The sequence below is a fragment of the Pseudomonas asgharzadehiana genome (genome assembly GCF_019139815.1).
In the GTDB taxonomy this organism is placed as follows: Bacteria; Pseudomonadota; Gammaproteobacteria; order Pseudomonadales; family Pseudomonadaceae; genus Aquipseudomonas; species Aquipseudomonas asgharzadehiana.
Window position 1 is genome coordinate 1,171,861 of record NZ_CP077079.1, and the last position, 16,279, is coordinate 1,188,139.

At 60.5% G+C, this 16,279-nt stretch carries 21 protein-coding genes and 1 riboswitch; of the genes, 12 read left to right on the forward strand and 9 right to left on the reverse strand.

Going from position 1 to position 16,279, the window contains the following annotated elements; genetic code table 11:
• The first annotated feature begins 1 nt into the window (after window position 1).
• Window positions 2-1,054 (forward strand): histidinol-phosphate transaminase, encoded by a 1,053-nt coding sequence (hisC, locus tag KSS96_RS05295; protein WP_065877280.1) that lies wholly within the window; start codon window positions 2-4, stop codon window positions 1,052-1,054.
• A gap of 63 nt (window positions 1,055-1,117) precedes the next feature.
• On the opposite strand, the gene KSS96_RS05300 is transcribed toward hisC, so the two are convergent.
• A complete protein-coding gene (locus KSS96_RS05300) occupies window positions 1,118-2,392 on the reverse strand; it encodes a uracil-xanthine permease family protein (RefSeq protein WP_017526144.1) in 1,275 nt (424 codons plus the stop codon).
• Window positions 2,393-2,394: 2 nt separating this feature from the next.
• Window positions 2,395-3,033 carry a uracil phosphoribosyltransferase gene (upp, locus tag KSS96_RS05305; protein WP_017526145.1) on the reverse strand — a complete coding sequence of 213 codons (639 nt, stop codon included), beginning with the start codon at window positions 3,031-3,033 and terminating at the stop codon, window positions 2,395-2,397.
• A gap of 163 nt (window positions 3,034-3,196) precedes the next feature.
• Here upp and KSS96_RS05310 point away from each other — a divergent pair, with 163 nt between their 5' ends.
• The 4 genes from KSS96_RS05310 (at window position 3,197) to KSS96_RS05325 (ending at window position 5,142) form a co-directional block, all read left to right on the forward strand.
• A complete protein-coding gene (locus KSS96_RS05310) occupies window positions 3,197-3,754 on the forward strand; it encodes a hypoxanthine-guanine phosphoribosyltransferase (RefSeq protein WP_017526146.1) in 558 nt (185 codons plus the stop codon).
• A 3-nt stretch (window positions 3,755-3,757) separates the two neighbouring features.
• Entirely contained in the window at window positions 3,758-4,225 is a 468-nt protein-coding gene (locus KSS96_RS05315) for a WbuC family cupin fold metalloprotein (RefSeq protein WP_017526147.1), read from the forward strand.
• 35 nt (window positions 4,226-4,260) lie between these two features.
• The gene (locus tag KSS96_RS05320; RefSeq protein WP_017526148.1) at window positions 4,261-4,746 is read left to right on the forward strand and encodes a hypothetical protein; all 486 of its coding nucleotides are present in this window, start codon (window positions 4,261-4,263) and stop codon (window positions 4,744-4,746) included.
• 108 nt (window positions 4,747-4,854) lie between these two features.
• Window positions 4,855-5,142, forward strand: coding sequence for a PA4642 family protein (locus KSS96_RS05325; RefSeq protein WP_017526149.1), 288 nt, complete (start codon window positions 4,855-4,857; stop codon window positions 5,140-5,142).
• Window positions 5,143-5,198: 56 nt separating this feature from the next.
• On the opposite strand, the gene mqo is transcribed toward KSS96_RS05325, so the two are convergent.
• Both mqo and KSS96_RS05335 read right to left on the reverse strand, forming a co-directional pair.
• On the reverse strand, window positions 5,199-6,707 hold the full coding sequence (gene mqo / locus KSS96_RS05330) for a malate dehydrogenase (quinone) (protein ID WP_017526150.1): 1,509 nt from the start codon (window positions 6,705-6,707) through the stop codon (window positions 5,199-5,201).
• A gap of 727 nt (window positions 6,708-7,434) precedes the next feature.
• Window positions 7,435-7,668: a hypothetical protein gene (locus KSS96_RS05335; RefSeq protein ID WP_017526151.1), complete on the reverse strand. Its 234-nt coding sequence runs from the start codon at window positions 7,666-7,668 to the stop codon at window positions 7,435-7,437.
• A 182-nt stretch (window positions 7,669-7,850) separates the two neighbouring features.
• On the opposite strand from KSS96_RS05335, the gene KSS96_RS05340 reads away from it, so the two are divergent.
• A complete protein-coding gene (locus KSS96_RS05340) occupies window positions 7,851-8,438 on the forward strand; it encodes a YajG family lipoprotein (RefSeq protein WP_017526152.1) in 588 nt (195 codons plus the stop codon).
• 56 nt (window positions 8,439-8,494) lie between these two features.
• Here the strand turns inward: KSS96_RS05340 and KSS96_RS05345 are convergent, their stop codons facing one another.
• Window positions 8,495-8,704, reverse strand: a complete 210-nt coding sequence (locus tag KSS96_RS05345) for a hypothetical protein (protein WP_017526153.1) — start codon at window positions 8,702-8,704, stop codon at window positions 8,495-8,497.
• Window positions 8,705-8,887: 183 nt separating this feature from the next.
• Between KSS96_RS05345 and KSS96_RS05350 the strand changes: the two genes are divergently transcribed.
• Window positions 8,888-9,145 carry a hypothetical protein gene (locus tag KSS96_RS05350; protein ID WP_017526154.1) on the forward strand — a complete coding sequence of 86 codons (258 nt, stop codon included), beginning with the start codon at window positions 8,888-8,890 and terminating at the stop codon, window positions 9,143-9,145.
• A gap of 61 nt (window positions 9,146-9,206) precedes the next feature.
• Here KSS96_RS05350 and KSS96_RS05355 read toward each other — a convergent pair whose 3' ends face one another.
• Complete coding sequence (locus KSS96_RS05355; protein WP_026067128.1) at window positions 9,207-10,370, reverse strand: 1-acyl-sn-glycerol-3-phosphate acyltransferase; 1,164 nt, start codon at window positions 10,368-10,370, stop codon at window positions 9,207-9,209.
• A 132-nt stretch (window positions 10,371-10,502) separates the two neighbouring features.
• Here KSS96_RS05355 and KSS96_RS05360 point away from each other — a divergent pair, with 132 nt between their 5' ends.
• The 4 genes from KSS96_RS05360 to KSS96_RS05375 all read left to right on the forward strand — a co-directional run bounded on the left by KSS96_RS05360 (window position 10,503) and on the right by KSS96_RS05375 (window position 12,559).
• On the forward strand, window positions 10,503-10,685 hold the full coding sequence (locus KSS96_RS05360) for a CPXCG motif-containing cysteine-rich protein (RefSeq protein ID WP_217855782.1): 183 nt from the start codon (window positions 10,503-10,505) through the stop codon (window positions 10,683-10,685).
• 11 nt (window positions 10,686-10,696) lie between these two features.
• On the forward strand, window positions 10,697-10,957 hold the full coding sequence (locus tag KSS96_RS05365) for a putative signal transducing protein (RefSeq protein ID WP_017526157.1): 261 nt from the start codon (window positions 10,697-10,699) through the stop codon (window positions 10,955-10,957).
• 36 nt (window positions 10,958-10,993) lie between these two features.
• Window positions 10,994-11,614: an SOS response-associated peptidase gene (locus KSS96_RS05370; protein ID WP_017526158.1), complete on the forward strand. Its 621-nt coding sequence runs from the start codon at window positions 10,994-10,996 to the stop codon at window positions 11,612-11,614.
• Window positions 11,615-11,740: 126 nt separating this feature from the next.
• A complete protein-coding gene (locus KSS96_RS05375) occupies window positions 11,741-12,559 on the forward strand; it encodes a M48 family metallopeptidase (protein WP_017526159.1) in 819 nt (272 codons plus the stop codon).
• A gap of 73 nt (window positions 12,560-12,632) precedes the next feature.
• On the opposite strand, the gene KSS96_RS05380 is transcribed toward KSS96_RS05375, so the two are convergent.
• From KSS96_RS05380 to KSS96_RS05390, 3 genes are all read right to left on the reverse strand, one after another.
• Window positions 12,633-13,217 carry a TMEM165/GDT1 family protein gene (locus KSS96_RS05380; RefSeq protein ID WP_005784895.1) on the reverse strand — a complete coding sequence of 195 codons (585 nt, stop codon included), beginning with the start codon at window positions 13,215-13,217 and terminating at the stop codon, window positions 12,633-12,635.
• Between the two features lie 88 nt (window positions 13,218-13,305).
• Window positions 13,306-13,427, reverse strand: a riboswitch (yybP-ykoY riboswitch).
• A 50-nt stretch (window positions 13,428-13,477) separates the two neighbouring features.
• Window positions 13,478-14,476: a methyltransferase gene (locus KSS96_RS05385; RefSeq protein WP_116078446.1), complete on the reverse strand. Its 999-nt coding sequence runs from the start codon at window positions 14,474-14,476 to the stop codon at window positions 13,478-13,480.
• A gap of 30 nt (window positions 14,477-14,506) precedes the next feature.
• Window positions 14,507-15,472 (reverse strand): 2-hydroxyacid dehydrogenase, encoded by a 966-nt coding sequence (locus tag KSS96_RS05390; protein WP_217855784.1) that lies wholly within the window; start codon window positions 15,470-15,472, stop codon window positions 14,507-14,509.
• Between the two features lie 84 nt (window positions 15,473-15,556).
• Here KSS96_RS05390 and KSS96_RS05395 point away from each other — a divergent pair, with 84 nt between their 5' ends.
• A complete protein-coding gene (locus KSS96_RS05395) occupies window positions 15,557-16,189 on the forward strand; it encodes a LysE family translocator (protein WP_017526162.1) in 633 nt (210 codons plus the stop codon).
• The last annotated feature ends 90 nt before the right edge of the window (window positions 16,190-16,279 follow it).

Sequence of the window (16,279 nt, forward strand, 5' to 3'; positions counted from 1 at the left end):
GATGAGCAAATTCTGGAGCCCGTTCGTCAAGGACCTGGTGCCTTACGTACCTGGTGAACAGCCGAAGCTGACCAAACTGGTCAAGCTCAACACCAACGAAAACCCCTACGGCCCGTCGCCCAAGGCGCTGGCTGCGATGCAGGGCGAGTTGAACGACAACCTACGCCTGTATCCGGACCCCAACAGCGACCTGCTCAAGCAGGCCGTGGCCAAGTACTACGGGATCGACGCCGGCAAGGTGTTCCTCGGTAACGGTTCCGATGAAGTGTTGGCGCACATCTTCCACGGTCTGTTCCAGCACGACCTGCCGCTGCTGTTCCCGGATATCAGCTACAGCTTCTATCCGGTGTACTGCGGCCTCTATGGCATCAAGTCCGAGCCGGTGCGGTTGGACGAGCAGTTCCAGATCCGTGTCGCGGACTACGCCAGGCCCAACGGCGGGATTATCTTCCCCAACCCGAACGCGCCGACCGGCTGCGTGCTGGCACTGGATGCGGTGGAGCGGATCGTCAAGGCCAGCCCCGACTCGGTGGTGGTGGTCGATGAGGCGTATATCGACTTCGGCGGCGAAACCGCCATCAGCCTGGTGGACCGTTACCCCAACCTGCTGGTGACCCAGACCCTGTCCAAGTCGCGCTCACTGGCCGGTTTGCGCGTGGGCCTGGCCGTGGGCCACCCGGACCTGATCGAGGCGCTGGAGCGGGTCAAGAACAGCTTCAACTCCTACCCGCTGGATCGCCTGGCGATTGTCGGCGCGGCGGCGGCGTTCGACGACCGTGAGTACTTCGACAGGACCTGCCGGTTGGTGATCGACAGCCGCAACACGCTGGTCGCACAGCTGGAGGCTAAAGGCTTTGAGGTGCTGCCTTCGGCCGCCAACTTCATCTTCGCTCGCCACCCACGGCACGATGCAGCCGGATTGGCCGCCAAGCTGCGTGAGCAAGGGGTGATTGTGCGTCACTTCAAGCAGGAGCGAATTGCTCAATTCCTGCGGATCAGCATCGGTACGCCGGAGCAGAACCAGGCGCTGATCGATGGTCTCGGCGAGCTCTAACAGGCGCTGAAATCAAATGTGGGAGGGGGCTTGCTCCCTCCCACATTGGTTTTGTGTTGCTAATTACAGCAACGGCTCATCCGGCTTCTTGTTCTTCCAGCCATCATTGCCCGGCAGCAGCAGGTTCAAACCAATCGCTACCACCGCACACAGGGCGATGCCCTTGAGGCCGAAATCATCCGGGCCGGTGCCGGTACCGACCAGCACGCCGCCAATCCCGAACACCAGGGTTACCGACACAATCACCAGATTGCGCGCCTCTCCAAGGTCGATCTTGTGGCGAATCAGTGTGTTCATGCCAACGGCCGCAATCGAGCCGAACAACAAGCACAGAATCCCGCCCATCACCGGTACCGGAATACTCTGCAGCAGTGCGCCGAACTTGCCGATAAACGCCAGGCTGATGGCAAACACTGCAGCCCAGGTCATGATTTTCGGGTTGTAGTTCTTGGTCAGCATCACCGCGCCGGTCACTTCGGCGTAAGTCGTGTTCGGCGGGCCGCCAAACAGGCCGGCGGCCGTGGTGGCGATGCCGTCACCGAGCAATGTGCGATGCAGGCCAGGCTTCTTCAGATAGTCGCGACCGGTCACGCTACCCACCGCAATCACACCACCGATGTGTTCGATCGCCGGGGCCAGGGCCACCGGGACGATAAACAGGATGGCCTGCCAGTTGAATTCCGGTGCGGTGAAGTGGGGTAGGGCGAACCAGGGTGCAGCGGCGATTTTTGCCGTGTCGACTACGCCAAAGTAGAACGCCATGGCAAAGCCCACCAGCACGCCGGAGATGATCGGCACCAGGCGGAAAATACCTTTGCCGAACACCGCCACGATCAACGTGGTGAGCAGCGCCGGCATCGAGATCATCATTGCCGTCTGGTAATGGATCAGCTCGGCACCGTCGCCGGACTTGCCCATCGCCATGTTCGCGGCAATCGGCGCCATGGCCAGGCCGATGGAAATGATCACCGGCCCGATCACCACCGGCGGCAGCAGCCGGTCGATAAAACCGGTGCCCTTGACCTTCACCGCCAGGCCCAGGAACGTATAAACGAAACCGGCCGCCATCACGCCGCCCATGGTTGCCGCGAGGCCGAACTGGCCCTTGGCAAGGATGATCGGGGTGATAAAGGCAAAGCTCGAGGCCAGGAACACCGGCACCTGCCGGCCTGTCACCACCTGGAACAACAACGTGCCCAGGCCGGCGGTGAACAGTGCGACGTTTGGATCAAGACCGGTGATCAGCGGCATCAACACCAGCGCGCCAAATGCTACAAAAAGCATTTGTGCGCCAGACAGGATCTGGCGCCAAAGCGGGTCGTTGAATTCATCCTGCATGCTCACGCGTCCTTCTGCTTGGTGCCGAAGATCTTGTCGCCGGCATCGCCCAGGCCCGGGATGATGTAGCCGTGTTCGTTCAGGCGTTCATCGATCGAGGCGGTGTAGATCTGCACGTCGGGGTGCGCTTTCTCGACGGCGGCGATGCCTTCGGGGGCGGCGACCAGCACCATCGCACGAATGTCCTTGCAGCCGGCTTTTTTCAGCAGGTCGATGGTGGCGACCATGGAACTGCCGGTGGCGAGCATCGGGTCGATGATCATGGCCAGGCGCTCGTCGATTTCCGGGACAAGTTTTTCCAGGTAGGTGTGGGCCTGCAAGGTTTGCTCATTGCGGGCTACGCCCACGGCGCTGACCTTGGCGCCGGGAATCAGGCTGAGGACGCCTTCGAGCATGCCGATACCGGCGCGCAGGATCGGCACCACGGTGATTTTTTTACCGGCGATTTTTTCCACCTGGACGGGACCGGCCCAACCGGGGATCTCGTAGTTCTCCAGGGGCAAATCCTTGGTGGCTTCGTAAGTGAGCAACGCTCCGACTTCCTGAGCAAGCTCACGGAAATTCTTCGTGCTAATGTCGGCGCGGCGCATAAGGCCGAGCTTGTGTCGGATCAGCGGGTGGCGGATCTCGCGAGTGGGCATGGGAAAGGCTCCGGCGGCGGGCAAAAAAACCGGCCTAGATTAATCTATCCGAGGGTGTTGTCCTATAGACATCTAGCACGTTAGTCCATTAAGGCTTGCTCGGAGCGCACGAGAAGCGTACCTTCGCCCGCTTTTCTTGCCACAGCACCCCTTGGAGAGCGCCATGTCCGCTGATCTCGAGCATATCCGTCAAATCATGCGCGAGGCTGACTGCCTGTACACTGAAGCGCAAGTCGAAGAGGCGATCGCCAAGGTCGGCGCACACATCAGCCGCGAAATGGCCGACACCAATCCGGTGGTTTTCTGCGTGATGAACGGCGGCTTGATCTTCGCCGGCAAATTGCTCACTCACCTGCAATTTCCATTGGAAGCGTCCTACCTGCACGCCACCCGCTACCGCAACGAAACCACCGGCGGCGACCTGTTCTGGAAAGCCAAGCCGGAAGTCTCGTTCATCGACCGCGACGTACTCATCATCGACGACATCCTCGACGAAGGTCACACCCTGGGAGCGATCATCGACTTCTGCAAACACGCCGGCGCACGTAAAGTGCACACCGCCGTGCTGATCGACAAAGACCACGATCGCAAAGCCCGTCCGGACCTGAAAGCCGATTACGTCGGCCTGCCGTGCATCGACCGCTACATCTTTGGTTACGGCATGGACTACAAAGGCTACTGGCGCAATGCCAATGGGATCTACGCCGTCAAAGGGATGTAAGCCATGACCCGTTTTCTTGATCAGACGCTATTTGCCGAACTGGCCGAGAAAGCGGGCGCCAGCCCTCGCGGGCGGCATCACCATAACTTCCACCAAATGCAAGAGCCGTGTCATCGCCTGGCCGTGGGCCTGCAACCGGACACGTACGTGCCACCCCATCGACACTTGAGCGCCGACAAGGCGGAAACCTTGCTGGTGCTTCAGGGGCGCCTGGGGTTGCTGGTGTTCAATGACGCCGGGGAGGTCATCGCCAAGCGTGTAATGCAGGCGGGCGGCGAGTGCTCCGGCGTTGATCTGCCGCCCGGTGTTTTCCACGGCCTGGTGGTGCTGGAACCCGACACGGTCATGTTCGAATGCAAGGCCGGGCCTTATCGTCCGATAGGCGTGGGGGAGCTGGCCGATTGGGCGCCGCGTGAAGGCGACGCTGATGTGCTCGCCTATCAACGCTGGATGCTTGCCCAGTTCGATTGAGCTACAGTGCTGGGCTATCTCGCACGGAGCGGCCCATGAGCCTGTTGATTCGCACCTGCGCCGCCCTGGCGCTGACCCTCAGTTTGCCTCTGGCCGCTGCCCCGGCCCCGATGCACGGCCAATTCTTGCCGCCCGATGACCTCACCCTTCGCACCGAAACGCCTGACCAGCAACAGTTGCTGCAAGTCACCGAGTACGCGGTGGTGGTGGGCAATCAGCGCCAGTCCAACCAGCAACCGATCCCGGTGACCTCGCCGCTGATGATCCGCCTCAAAGGCAAGTCCCTGAATAAAGGCGCGACCATTGCCCAGGTAGTGCTCAACTTCGATGCCGAAAGCAAAAGCCTGAAAAAGCCGGTGTTCGACGATAAGTCCAAGACCCTGACGCTGTCTTATCCCGTTGCCCAATACCGCGTGATCATCGACCTGCTGCGCAATGACACGGTATATGTGCAGTTCCTCAGTTATGCCAATGGGCATATCTGGGCGGATTTGCACACCGGGGCGGTCCGTACCCAATAGCAAAAACGCTGAATATCCAAATGTGGGAGGGGTCTCCAGCGCTTTCGAAGCTTGCACGCCGCAGGTAGACTTCAAACCCCGTGTAATGTCTGCAGGCTGGAGTCGGTAATGCGTAAAGATAAGAAACAGGTGATTGGTGACGAGATTGGCGACGACCAGATCAAGTTATTCCTGGACTTCGAGCCGGTCGACGCGACTTCACCGTCCCTGCACAAGCTGATCAAGGCCTACCGTGGCCTGCGTATCGACGACTTCGAGCGGTTCCTGGGTTTTTTCAAGGCGGCCGGCCTGGATCTGGATGGCAAGGATGAGCATGGCCAGACATTTGTTGATCTGATCAAGGACCAGCGCAACGCCGCCGAATACATCGAGCTGATCGATAACGCCCGCGACTGATTCGCCGAGCGAAAAAAAACGCCCCGAGGGGCGTTTTTTTATGGCTTGGCAATGCCTTAAGCGTAGCTTTCGGCCTCGTTGCTTTGCTCAACCAGTTCCAGGCTGATGTTGTTTTGCGTGTTGATCTTGCGATACAGCTCGGCATCCGTCTCCAGTACCTTTTCCCGAGCCGGGAAAATCTCCTGCAGCTTGGTCGCCCACTCGCCGGCGGCTTTGGCCGGGAAGCAACGCTCGATCAGTTCCAGCATGATCGACACGGTCACCGAAGCGCCTGGGGATGCGCCCAACAGAGCGGCCAGCGAACCGTCCTTGGCGGCAACCAGCTCGGTGCCGAATTGAAGCACGCCGCCTTTCTTCGGGTCTTTCTTGATGATCTGTACCCGTTGGCCGGCCACTTCCAGGCGCCAGTCTTCGGCTTTCGCCTGCGGGTAGAAGCGGCGCAGGGATTCCAGGCGTTGCTCCATGGATTGGCGAACTTCGCTGACCAGGTACTTGGTCAGGTCCATGTTGTCGCGGGCCACGGCCAGCATCGGGCCGATATTGCCGGCGCGAATCGACATCGGCAGGTCGAGGAACGAACCGTGCTTGAGGAACTTGGTGGTGAAACCGGCGTATGGCCCGAACAGCAACGACTTCTTGCCGTCCACCACGCGGGTATCCAGGTGCGGCACGGACATCGGCGGCGAGCCCACGGCGGCCTGGCTGTAGACCTTGGCCTGGTGGTGCTTGACCACTTCGGGGTTGTCGCAACGCAGCCACTGGCCGCTGACCGGGAAGCCGCCGAAGCCTTTGCTCTCTTCGATGCCCGAGGCTTGCAGCAGGGGCAGCGCCGCGCCGCCGGCGCCAAGGAACACGAATTTGGCGTCCACTTCACGGCTATTGCCGCTGTTGACGTCCTTGATGCTCACGGTCCAGCCGGCACCGTTGCGCTTGAGGCCGGTGACGCGCTTGCTGTACTTGACCTGAGCGTCCGGCGAGCTGGTCAGGTGGCCGAGCAACTGGTTGGTCAGGGCGCCGAAGTTGACGTCGGTGCCGTTCATCACACGGGTAGCGGCGATTTTTTCGTCGAGCGGACGCCCCGGCATCATCAGCGGCATCCACTCGGCCATCTCGCTACGGTCTTCGGTGTAGTGCATATCCGAAAACGCGTGGTGCTGGCTGAGGGTTTCAAAGCGCTTCTTGAGGAACGACACGCCTTTTTCGCCCTGCACGAAGCTCAGGTGCGGCACGGGGCTGATAAAGGACTTGGACGAGCCAAAGGTGCCCTTTTTGGTCAGGTACGCCCAGAACTGCTTCGACACCTCAAACTGGGTGTTGATGTGGATGGCTTTCTTGATGTCGATGGAACCATCGGCGGCCTGCGGGGTGTAGTTCAGCTCGCACAGCCCGGCGTGGCCGGTACCGGCGTTGTTCCACGGGTTGGAACTCTCCGCTGCACCCGAGTCCATCAGCTCAACGACTTCCAGCTTGAGGCCGGGGTCGAGCTCTTTGAGCAGAACGGCCAGGGTGGCACTCATGATGCCGGCCCCTACCAGAACTACGTCGACTGCTTCGTTATGCGCCATTTAACGCGTCTCCAAAATCTGCAGCACCAAATTGACGGCATGGCTGCCAGGAGTGACGGGGCGGTTCACGTGATGCCCCAGGTTACCCATGGCCAGGATCGCCATGTCCGTTTCGCAATTCTTTGCAACTTCAGCGCACGCTTCCTGCCTGCCTAATCCGCCTATGAACGCATTCATGGGCGCCTGTGGCAATTCGACTTATGGTCAAAGCGTGCGATGGGTGCAATCAATCCGTAGCGGACAGGCTCAAGCTCCCGTTGTCGAGGAGTACTCAATCCTGTGTGGTTGGGCTGTTCCAGACGCTGATGGTGCTTGTACAAACGCCAAACTATTCATTTGCTCGCCACACTCTTGTGAAGTTGTGAAAACCCGTTTTTTCACGCTCTTTTGAAGACGTGAACCTCAAAAAAGGGCTGCCTCAGCCTGGCACCTGGCCCGCGGTACTTTTGCCGACATGCGGCAAAACGGGCAAACAACTCAAGTGGCCGAGCGCAATGGCAGCTCTGGCAGATTCGGTAAAGGCGGGTGGTTTGCAAAGGAAACAGCAAGCGCGCCAGCTTCACTCGATCTGTGTGGGCGGCTCTCTGTGGGCGATTCTTGAGGTTAATACCGAGGCATTAACGTTGCTGCGAGGCCCGATCAGGAGACGTCCTTATAATCGGGGGGAGATTGTAGCGAAGAACGTCAGGGAAATGGACGTGTTTTATGACTTTTATTCGAGTTGTGGTCAGGAGGCCAACGCTTGGCGCGGTTGTGCGTGTATCACCGCTGGGCGAACCCGGGCGCTGGCCGGCAGCGGGCGGTGCATCCAGCATAGCCGGGTCTCGGTCACTTCCACCCAGCCTTCGCCGACAGGCGGCAGGCTGCACTGCTTGAATGCCAGGCAATGGCCCTTGGCGTCGAGCAAGGCGAACTGGCGATGACGGGTGTGTGACATGAACAGCGATTTGAGAAGGCGCATGGTTTTGTACCGGTTGCGTTACATGCTTGAAGGTTGCCAGTCTGCCATGACATTGAAATGACGGATTTATGCGAAATTGTAATTTCGCCGTGGTTTCAGGTGCTGTTCAGGATGACTGGTGGGTGCCCTGCGCACACCGTTATACTGCCCGCCTGTTTGCACCTAGTCCTGGAGAAATGAGTATGTTGCAACGCCTGTTGTTCGGTTTGATCACTGTGACCAGTTTGACTTTGGTTGGCTGCGCCAACAGCCCGCAACAACTCAGCCCGCAACCTAAGCTCACCACCCAGCTGGCGCCGGTAGGCCACGGCCAGCCGGTGTCGGTGCGTGTAGTGGATGGTCGCCCGTCGCCTACGCTCGGTTCGCGCGGCGGCCTGTACCCGGAGACCGCGCTGATTTCGGTCACCGGCCAGGACGTGCTGCCCAAGCTGCAGGCCCAGGCTGAAGCGGCCGTGCGCCTGTTGGGCTTCACCCCAAGCCCCAACGCCCCGGGCGCTCCCCAGTTGACCATCACCCTGGCGGAGCTGAAGTATCAGTCGCCCAAAGAAGGCCTGTACGTGACTGAAGCCGCCATCGGCGCTACGTTCAAGTCCGACGTCACCGCCGGCACCCGTCGCTACAGTGGTCGCTATGGTGCGTCGCTCAACCAGCGCTTCGGCATGTCGCCCAACCAGGAAACCAACACCAAGCTGGTCAGCGACGTCCTCAGTGACGCGTTGACCCGCCTGTTCAAAGACCCGAGCATCGGCCAGTTGCTCAGCGCGCAATAACCGTTTCGCAAAAAAAACCGGGCTTGGTTGAGCCCGGTTTTTTTATGTCTTGAGTTTCATGCGGCTGTGTCGATACGGAAGTCCAGCATGCTTACCCCCGTCAACAGGTCGGCTTCCGGCAGGTCGGCATGTTGATGTCCGCCAAGGGCGCAATACACCAGCCAGTGGCGGTCCTGCACGTTGAACGCCAGGCTGCCGACCAGCGCCTCCTGCTCGTCGCTTTGGGCCATCAGATACAGCCGATCCTGGTTGTGTGCGTGCAACATGACAAGCTCCCGAACGTTCGAAGGGCAACAGAGTGGCTTGTTAAGGTGACGTTCAGGTGACGCTGTAAATTACTGGATACATTAACCGTTCATGGGGGATGGAGCGTTTTCGGCGCTGGAGGCCACTATCGTCCAGGTTTGTAGCTGGGCTGATACCCAGTCACTGTTTCGCTGAGGTTTGCGATGGCCCTGCCCGCACTATTGATCAATGCTCTCGCTTTAGCGGTGGCCTGCCCCGGCGCAGCGCTCCTGTTCATTACCCGACTGCGCGAGCAACGCGCGATGGCTGACCTGACCGCGCAAAGTGAGAAGCGCACGATCGACCAACCCATGCTGTTTCTGGATGTGCGCACCGAGCGGGCGCACCGTGTGGCTTATCGAGTCGGTTTTGTGTGTATGGGGCTGGCGCTGAGCATCTCCTGGCTCAGCACCCACCTATAAACGCAGCGCAAACCAAATGTGGGAGGGAGCAAGCCCCCTCCCACATTTTCAAGCTCGGCGTTTACAGGGGAATGCCGGCTTTAACGCGGTACTGGTTGCGCACAGGTGTCGCGTACTGCACCACCAGGTAGGGCCGGTGCTCAGCGGGGCACTCGTTCAAGCGTCGGTCCCATTCCGCCTGCGCCTTGGCCAGTTCATCCGCGGGGAACAGCTCGGCGGCCTTTGGTACCTGCAATTGCGGGTCGGCGTCGCTCCACTGGGCGTAGGCCAGATAGTGCACCGGGAACAACCGATAACCGCCCAGAATCTGCCGGTCCATCTCCACGGCCAGTACTTTGGTGTCTTCGAAACGCTCGGTAATCGGAGGTGCGAAGTTGATATGGACGCGGCCTTTATAGCCGGTGATGCCCAGGGCAATGCTGACGTCATCCTCGCCCTGCGCTTTTACATAAGTGCCCGTGGTTGCGCGGATGTACAACTCGCGCGCCTTGGCCGAATCACACGGGTCGTATTCGTAGCTGATGGACACCGGCGTCAGGTTCAGCGACTGGATCACTTCGGCAAACGGCTCGTCCTTGCGGCTGACGTGAAACATCTTGAGGATCGCCGATTCGGTGCGATCATCCCCATCCTTGGCCCGGCCTTCTGCCTGGGCTATCCAGATCGACTGGCAGTCGTTGCGGATCGAATGATTGATGTAGGCCGACAATAGGTTGAACGCCGCCATCTTCTCCTTTCGCCCAGTGATTGAACGGTGCACGATAAAGCTCTTGTTCAGGCGCATCAGGTCGCTGACGAAGGGCTTTTGCAGCAGGTTGTCACCAATGGCGATGCGTGGCGTCGGCAGGCCAGCGTGATACACGGCGTAGTTGACGAAGGCCGGGTCCATCACGATATCGCGGTGGTTGGCCAAAAACAGGTAGGCGCTGCCGGACTTGAGCTGCTCGACGCCAGTGTAGGTCACGCCGTCGGTCGCCCGGTCGATGGTGTGGTCGACGTAATACTCGACTTTGTCCTGCAGCGTGGCCACGGTGGTGACCCCGGCGAATTCACGGCGCAGCTTGCGAGCGATCATCGGCTTGAGCAACCAGCCCAGGGGGCCGGCGAAGCGCGGGAAGCGGAAGTGGGTCAGGATGTCCAGAAAGGCCTTGTCACTGAACAGCCGGTCCAGCACTGCCGGGACTTCGCTGTCGTTATAAGGTCGGATGGTATCGAATTCGCCCATCATGCTCTCTTGTTAGAAACGGCTAGGGTAAGTAAAGGAAAAACCAGGGTGCGGACCAGGTAATGGGCCAGGCCGAAAATAGCCCTGTAAATAGACCGGCGATTATACGCACAAGTCACTTGGGAGACTGCGATGCTGGAAACTGCGACGTACGATTGTCCTTATTGCGGTGAAGAGGTCGAGACGACGGTGGACTTGTCGGGCGGAGATCAGGTTTACATCGAAGACTGTCAGGTGTGCTGCCGCCCGATTATTTTCGACCTGCAGGTGCATGGTGACGAGTGGATGCTCGAAACCCGCAGTGAAAACGAATAGCAGGTGCGCCCATGCAGCGAATCTACGAACCGGAAAACCTGATGGAGGGCGAGCTGTTGCAAAAGATGCTCGCCAGCGAGGGCATCGAGGCGCACCTGGTGGGGCGTCATTTGCTCGGCGGCACCGGCGAATTGCCGATCTTCGGCTTGCTGGGCCTGGAAGTCGATAATGACCGCGCCGCCGATGCCCGCGAGCTGATCACTGCCTATATCGGTGCGCAGCCCGTGCCCGGCGATGAACCCGACAGCTTCCCCGACGTGCTGGTCTGTTAGGCTGTCGGTCGGTTTACCCAAGAGTCGTGTTGCCCCATGTGTGGACGTTATGCCCTGTTTCGCTGGAACCCTTCCTTTGCTGCCTTGCCGGGCTTTCCGGCCGACCAGCAAGCCCAGTGGAACATCTCCCCGAATGATTCCGTGCTGATCCAGCGCGCCGCCGACGGCCAGCGCACCCTGGCCCGCGCCCGCTGGGGCCTGACGCCACCCTGGCTCACCGACCTTTCCCGCACCCCGGCTCATGCCCGCGCCGAAACCCTGGCCGAACAACCGATGTTTCGCGAGGCGTTCCGTCAGCGGCGCTGCCTGCTACCGGCCAATGGTTTCTACGAGTGGCGTGGCACCCAGCGCAAGCGCCCGTACTGGCTGACACCGGGGGAGGGTTCCACATTGTTTTTTGCCGCGATCTGGGAAGCCTATCCGGTGCAGGAGCAGGTGTGGCTGAGCACGGCAGTGGTCACCCAGGCCGCGCAGAGCCAGCGTCGACCACTGATTCTGGATGTGGCGGGGCAGGCGGCCTGGCTCGACCCCGAGACGCCGCTGCATGTGCTGCAAGGCCTGTTGGCCAGTGAACCGGTCGCATTGCGCGAGCGCGTCCTGGCCAATATGGTCAACGATCCCAAGCTCAATGGGCCGGAGTGCCTGACGCCGGCTTAAGCCTGGCGACTGTGGGATGTATCTGAAAATTTGCAGCTACACGTCTGGTGTATCTGGCGTGGATACAAATGAGCGCCTACGATACGCGCCATGTTTCAAGGGCGTTTTTTCAGGGAGAGAGTGTTGATGAAAAAAACAGTGGCGGTAAGCGTACTGGCTGCGGCGATGCTGCTGGCTGGGTGTCAGTCGGTCAATACCACCAGCGGCGGCGCCGTTGGAGTTGAGCGCAAGCAATACATGTTCAGCATGCTGTCGAGTCAGGAAGTTGACCAGATGTATGCCCAGTCCTATCAGCAGACCCTGGGTGAAGCCAGTGGCAAAGGGGTTTTGGACAAGACCAGCGCCAACGCCAAGCGCGTGCAGGCCATCGCCAAACGCTTGATCGCCCAGGCGCCGACCTTCCGTGCGGATGCCGCCCAGTGGAACTGGGAAGTCAACCTGATCAAGAGCGATGAGATGAACGCCAACTGCGGCCCTGGCGGCAAGATTCTGGTTTACAGCGCGCTGATCGACAATCTCAAACTCACCGATGACGAGCTGGCTGCGGTGATGGGCCATGAAATCGCCCACGCCTTGCGTGAACACGGTCGCGAAGCCATGTCCAAGGCCTACGGTATCGAGATGGCCAAGCAGGGCGCCGGTGCGTTGTTCGGCCTGGGCCAGGACAGCCTGGCACTGGCCGACACGGTGGCCAACTATGGCATGACCTTGCCCAACAGCCGCAGCAATGAAAACGAAGCCGACCTGATCGGTCTGGAGCTATCGGCCCGCGCCGGCTACAACCCGAACGCGGCCATCACGCTGTGGAACAAAATGGCCAAGGCATCGGAAGGTGCGCCGCCGGAGTTCATGAGTACGCACCCCGCGTCCGACAGCCGGATTGCGTCGCTGCAGGCGGCGATTCCGAAGGTGATGCCGCTCTACCAACAGGCCAAGAAGTCCTAAGGCTTGATGAAGACCTAAATGTGGGAGGGTTCTACACCCTCCCACATTGGTTTGGGTTTGCAGGCTTAGCGCCTTAGATCCAGCCACTGCTTTGCATGGCTTTGTACACCGCCACAATCGCCAGCACGAAGAACGCCGTTGCCGCCAATCGACGAATCAACGTCAACGGCAATTTTTCCGCCGCGAAATTCCCCGCCAGAACCACCGGTACGTTGGCAATCAACATGCCCAGGGTGGTACCGATGATGACCAGCCACAGCTCAGGGTATTGCGCCGCCAGCATCACCGTGGCGATCTGCGTCTTGTCACCTATTTCTGCCAGGAAAAATGCAATCAGTGTGGTCAGGAACGGCCCGAACTTGCGTGTGGTGCTGGCTTCGTCGTCGTCGAGCTTGTCGGGCACCAGGGTCCACAGGGCGGTCGCGCAGAAGCTCGCCGCAAGGATCCAGTGCAACACCGCATCCGAGAAGAAACTGCCAAACCAGGCGCCCACGGCACCGGCGGCCGCATGGTTGGCCAGGGTCGCGGCAACGATGCCGGCGATGATCGGCCAGGGCTTGCGGAAGCGAGCGGCGAGAATGAGTGCGAGCAGTTGCGTCTTGTCGCCGATTTCGGCCAAGGCAACGATTGCAGTTGGAACGAGGAGTGAATCCAGCATCAGGTAGGTTTCCAGGGGCGGGTCGACACGGCTATGACACGTACAGCCTTCCCGCCCCGGGTAAGGTGTGCGTGCCATAGGTCTTGTCAAACCCCGGTCCGTCTGTGCGGACTCCTGGGTCGCATACGCCATGGTCTGCTGACCAAGTATGTTGACGTATGCCGGACGAGCGTGAGGCTCGTGGGAGACTACTCCCCTAGGACGGAGCGGATTCTGCCTAGGCAAAACCTATTCGGCAAGCCTTCTTTTTCAAACGCCTGTCAGCCGCGCTTGGCGCGGTAGATGCGAAAACCATTGCCCTCGGCCTTGATCGCACACACGCCCAAGTGCTCTTCGATCAGCGGCTGGTACTTGAGGAAACTGTTGGCGACCAGCCGAAGTTCACCGCCTTTTGCCAGGTGTTTGGCTGCTTTTCGCAGCAGGTTCTCGGTGGCGAAATAATCGGTGTGTACCCCGACATGGAACGGTGGGTTGCTCAGAATCGCATTCAACCCCATCGGCGCGGCGTCGATGCCATCGCCGGTCAGCACCTCGGCTTCCAGGCCGTTGGCCGCCAGGGTCAGGCGGCTGCTGGCAGCCGCGAAGGCGTCTACGTCCAGCATCGTCACGCTGTTGTGCGGGTAACGGCGTTTCACCGCAGCCCCCAGCACGCCGGCGCCGCAACCGAAGTCCAGCAGGTGGCCACTCGGCAGTTTGTCCAAGTGCTCCAGCAACAGCTCGGTGCCACGGTCCAGGCGGCCATGGCTGAACACACCCGGCAAGCTCACGACATTGAGTGGACCTTCGGCCAGCGGCACTTCAAAGACTTGCGCCAGACTCTCCAGCGCCACCGCTTGTGGTGCGTTGGCCACGGTGATTTGCCACAGCTGGCAATGCCGCGCGTTGTCGAGCTTGCGCGGCTTGCCCAAGGGGATCATCTGTTTGGCGGCGCTTTCAATACCGCTTTTTTTCTCTCCGACCAAAAACAGCTCGGCGCCGGGTAGGCGCGCGGCCACGGCGTTCAGCAGGTAATCGGTGAGGTCCTTGGATTTGGGCAGGAAGATCACCGCTGCATCGAACTCACGCTCTGGCACATTCACGCCAAACTGGCTGCGCTCGGGGAACCGTGCGTCGAGCGCCGCCTGGTCACCGGCGTGCCAGCTCCAGCCGTGGGCGTTGGGCAGGCGGCCCAGCAGGTCGTCGGCGGGCAAGCCCACCAGCAACAGGTTGCCTTGAAAAAGTTCGGCCTGACGAAGCAGTACTTCACTGCGCGGATCCATGGTCTGCTCCTTGAAAAGGGGCGCAGTTTATCAACTGACGACGCGCAGCGGGGCGCCGCTGAAAAAGCCCAAGGCGTTTTCCGTCAGTTGGCCGACGATGCGCTGTCGTGCTTCGCGACTGCCCCAGGCGTTGTGGGGGGTGACGATCAGCCGTGGAATGTCAGCGGCCAGCAACGGGTTGCCGTCGACCGGCGGCTCCACGCTCAGTACGTCGGTGGCCGCGCCACCCAGATGACCGCTGCGCAAGGCCTCAGCCAGGGCCTGTTCGTTGATCAAACCACCGCGCGCCGTATTGACCACCAACGCGCCCGGCTTGAGCAGTGCCAGTTCACGGGCGCCGATAAAGCCGCGGGTGTGCTCGTTGAGCGGGCAGTGCAACGTGAGGGCGTCGACTTGGGGGAGCAACTCATCCAACGGCACGCGATCTGCGCGGGCGGGGCGCCCTGGGATGGCGCCGAGCAGCACGCGCATGCCAAAAGCTTCGGCCAGGCGCGCCACGGCACTGCCCAGCTCACCGTGGCCCAGCAGACCAAGGGTCTTGCCTTCCAGTTCGACGATAGGATGGCCCAGCAGGCAGAACTGCTTGGCTTCCTGCCACTTGCCGGCGGCCACGTCCCGTTGATAGTCCTGCAAGCGGGTCGCCAGGTTGAGCAACAGCATGATTGTGTGTTGCGCCACCGAGGGTGTGCCGTAACCCTGGCAGTTACTCACGGTGATGCCATGGGCACGGGCGGCTTGCAGGTCAATGTTGTTGGTGCCGGTGGCCGATACCAGGATCAGCTTGAGCTCCGGGCAGGCCGCCAGGGTCTCGGCGTTGAGCGCAATCTTGTTACTGATGGCCGCCTGGACGCCTTGCAGGCGCGCAATCACGTTCTGCGGCGTGGTGTCCGGGTACAACTGCAGGTCACTGAAGCAGTCGCGTAAACCACTGAGGTCGAGGTCCCCCAGGTCCAGGGACGGGTGATCAAGGAAGACGGCGCGGCGATTGTTCGTCATCAACTGTACCTTTTGCAGCAGGGTTCGAAGGCGTAATCTGCCGAGCCTATCAGATGAAATAATCCGTTACTTAATGGAGTGCGTATGTACCTCGCCGAGTTTTTGACCGTGGCCCTGATTCACCTCCTGGCGGTGGCCAGCCCCGGCCCGGATTTCGCCGTGGTGGTGCGTGAAAGCGTGACCCATGGCCGTCGCGCCGGCACCTGGACGGCGCTGGGCGTGGGCTCGGCGATTTTTCTGCACGTGGGGTATTCGTTGCTCGGCATCGGCTTGATCGTGTCCCAGTCCATCGTGCTGTTCAATGCATTGAAATGGGCTGCGGCGGCGTACTTGCTGTACATCGGTTTCAAGGCCCTGCGCGCGCAACCGGCCAAGCCCGCCGCCGAGGGCGAGTTACATCGTGAAGCGGGCGAACGCACCCCACGCGGCGCGTTTACCGCGGGCTTTGTGACCAACGGCCTGAACCCCAAGGCGACGTTGTTCTTTCTGTCGCTGTTCACCGTGGTCATCAACCCGCACACGCCGCTCGCGGTGCAGGCGGGTTACGGTGTGTACCTGGCGGTGGCGACGGCGTTGTGGTTTTGCATGGTAGCCATGTTGTTCAGCCAGCAGCGCGTGCGTGCGGGCTTTGCGCGAATGGGCCACTGGTTCGATCGCACCATGGGCGCGGTGTTGATCGCCATCGGCGTGAAGCTGGCCTTTACCAGCATGAAATAACCGCTGCTCGCTCAAGTAGGCACGGTCAAAATGTGGAAGGGGGCTTGCCCCCGATAGCGGTGGATCAGTTGATAAACATTTGCCTGAAAC

What these genes read in the sequence shown, in the direction of transcription:
- KSS96_RS05315 (WP_017526147.1), top strand. Translation starts at nt 3,758, where the DNA reads ATGACCCGTTTTCTTGATCAGACGCTATTTGCCGAACTGGCCGAGAAA.
- KSS96_RS05360 (WP_217855782.1), top strand. Translation starts at nt 10,503, where the DNA reads ATGCTGGAAACTGCGACGTACGATTGTCCTTATTGCGGTGAAGAGGTC.
- KSS96_RS05365 (WP_017526157.1), top strand. Translation starts at nt 10,697, where the DNA reads ATGCAGCGAATCTACGAACCGGAAAACCTGATGGAGGGCGAGCTGTTG.
- mqo (WP_017526150.1), bottom strand. Translation starts at nt 6,707, where the DNA reads ATGGCGCATAACGAAGCAGTCGACGTAGTTCTGGTAGGGGCCGGCATC.
- KSS96_RS05335 (WP_017526151.1), bottom strand. Translation starts at nt 7,668, where the DNA reads ATGCGCCTTCTCAAATCGCTGTTCATGTCACACACCCGTCATCGCCAG.
- KSS96_RS05350 (WP_017526154.1), top strand. Translation starts at nt 8,888, where the DNA reads ATGGCCCTGCCCGCACTATTGATCAATGCTCTCGCTTTAGCGGTGGCC.
- KSS96_RS05325 (WP_017526149.1), top strand. Translation starts at nt 4,855, where the DNA reads ATGCGTAAAGATAAGAAACAGGTGATTGGTGACGAGATTGGCGACGAC.
- KSS96_RS05380 (WP_005784895.1), bottom strand. Translation starts at nt 13,217, where the DNA reads ATGCTGGATTCACTCCTCGTTCCAACTGCAATCGTTGCCTTGGCCGAA.
- KSS96_RS05300 (WP_017526144.1), bottom strand. Translation starts at nt 2,392, where the DNA reads ATGCAGGATGAATTCAACGACCCGCTTTGGCGCCAGATCCTGTCTGGC.
- KSS96_RS05375 (WP_017526159.1), top strand. Translation starts at nt 11,741, where the DNA reads ATGAAAAAAACAGTGGCGGTAAGCGTACTGGCTGCGGCGATGCTGCTG.
- KSS96_RS05370 (WP_017526158.1), top strand. Translation starts at nt 10,994, where the DNA reads ATGTGTGGACGTTATGCCCTGTTTCGCTGGAACCCTTCCTTTGCTGCC.
- upp (WP_017526145.1), bottom strand. Translation starts at nt 3,033, where the DNA reads ATGCCCACTCGCGAGATCCGCCACCCGCTGATCCGACACAAGCTCGGC.
- hisC (WP_065877280.1), top strand. Translation starts at nt 2, where the DNA reads ATGAGCAAATTCTGGAGCCCGTTCGTCAAGGACCTGGTGCCTTACGTA.
- KSS96_RS05340 (WP_017526152.1), top strand. Translation starts at nt 7,851, where the DNA reads ATGTTGCAACGCCTGTTGTTCGGTTTGATCACTGTGACCAGTTTGACT.
- KSS96_RS05345 (WP_017526153.1), bottom strand. Translation starts at nt 8,704, where the DNA reads ATGTTGCACGCACACAACCAGGATCGGCTGTATCTGATGGCCCAAAGC.
- KSS96_RS05395 (WP_017526162.1), top strand. Translation starts at nt 15,557, where the DNA reads ATGTACCTCGCCGAGTTTTTGACCGTGGCCCTGATTCACCTCCTGGCG.
- KSS96_RS05320 (WP_017526148.1), top strand. Translation starts at nt 4,261, where the DNA reads ATGAGCCTGTTGATTCGCACCTGCGCCGCCCTGGCGCTGACCCTCAGT.
- KSS96_RS05355 (WP_026067128.1), bottom strand. Translation starts at nt 10,370, where the DNA reads ATGGGCGAATTCGATACCATCCGACCTTATAACGACAGCGAAGTCCCG.
- KSS96_RS05310 (WP_017526146.1), top strand. Translation starts at nt 3,197, where the DNA reads ATGTCCGCTGATCTCGAGCATATCCGTCAAATCATGCGCGAGGCTGAC.
- KSS96_RS05390 (WP_217855784.1), bottom strand. Translation starts at nt 15,472, where the DNA reads ATGACGAACAATCGCCGCGCCGTCTTCCTTGATCACCCGTCCCTGGAC.
- KSS96_RS05385 (WP_116078446.1), bottom strand. Translation starts at nt 14,476, where the DNA reads ATGGATCCGCGCAGTGAAGTACTGCTTCGTCAGGCCGAACTTTTTCAA.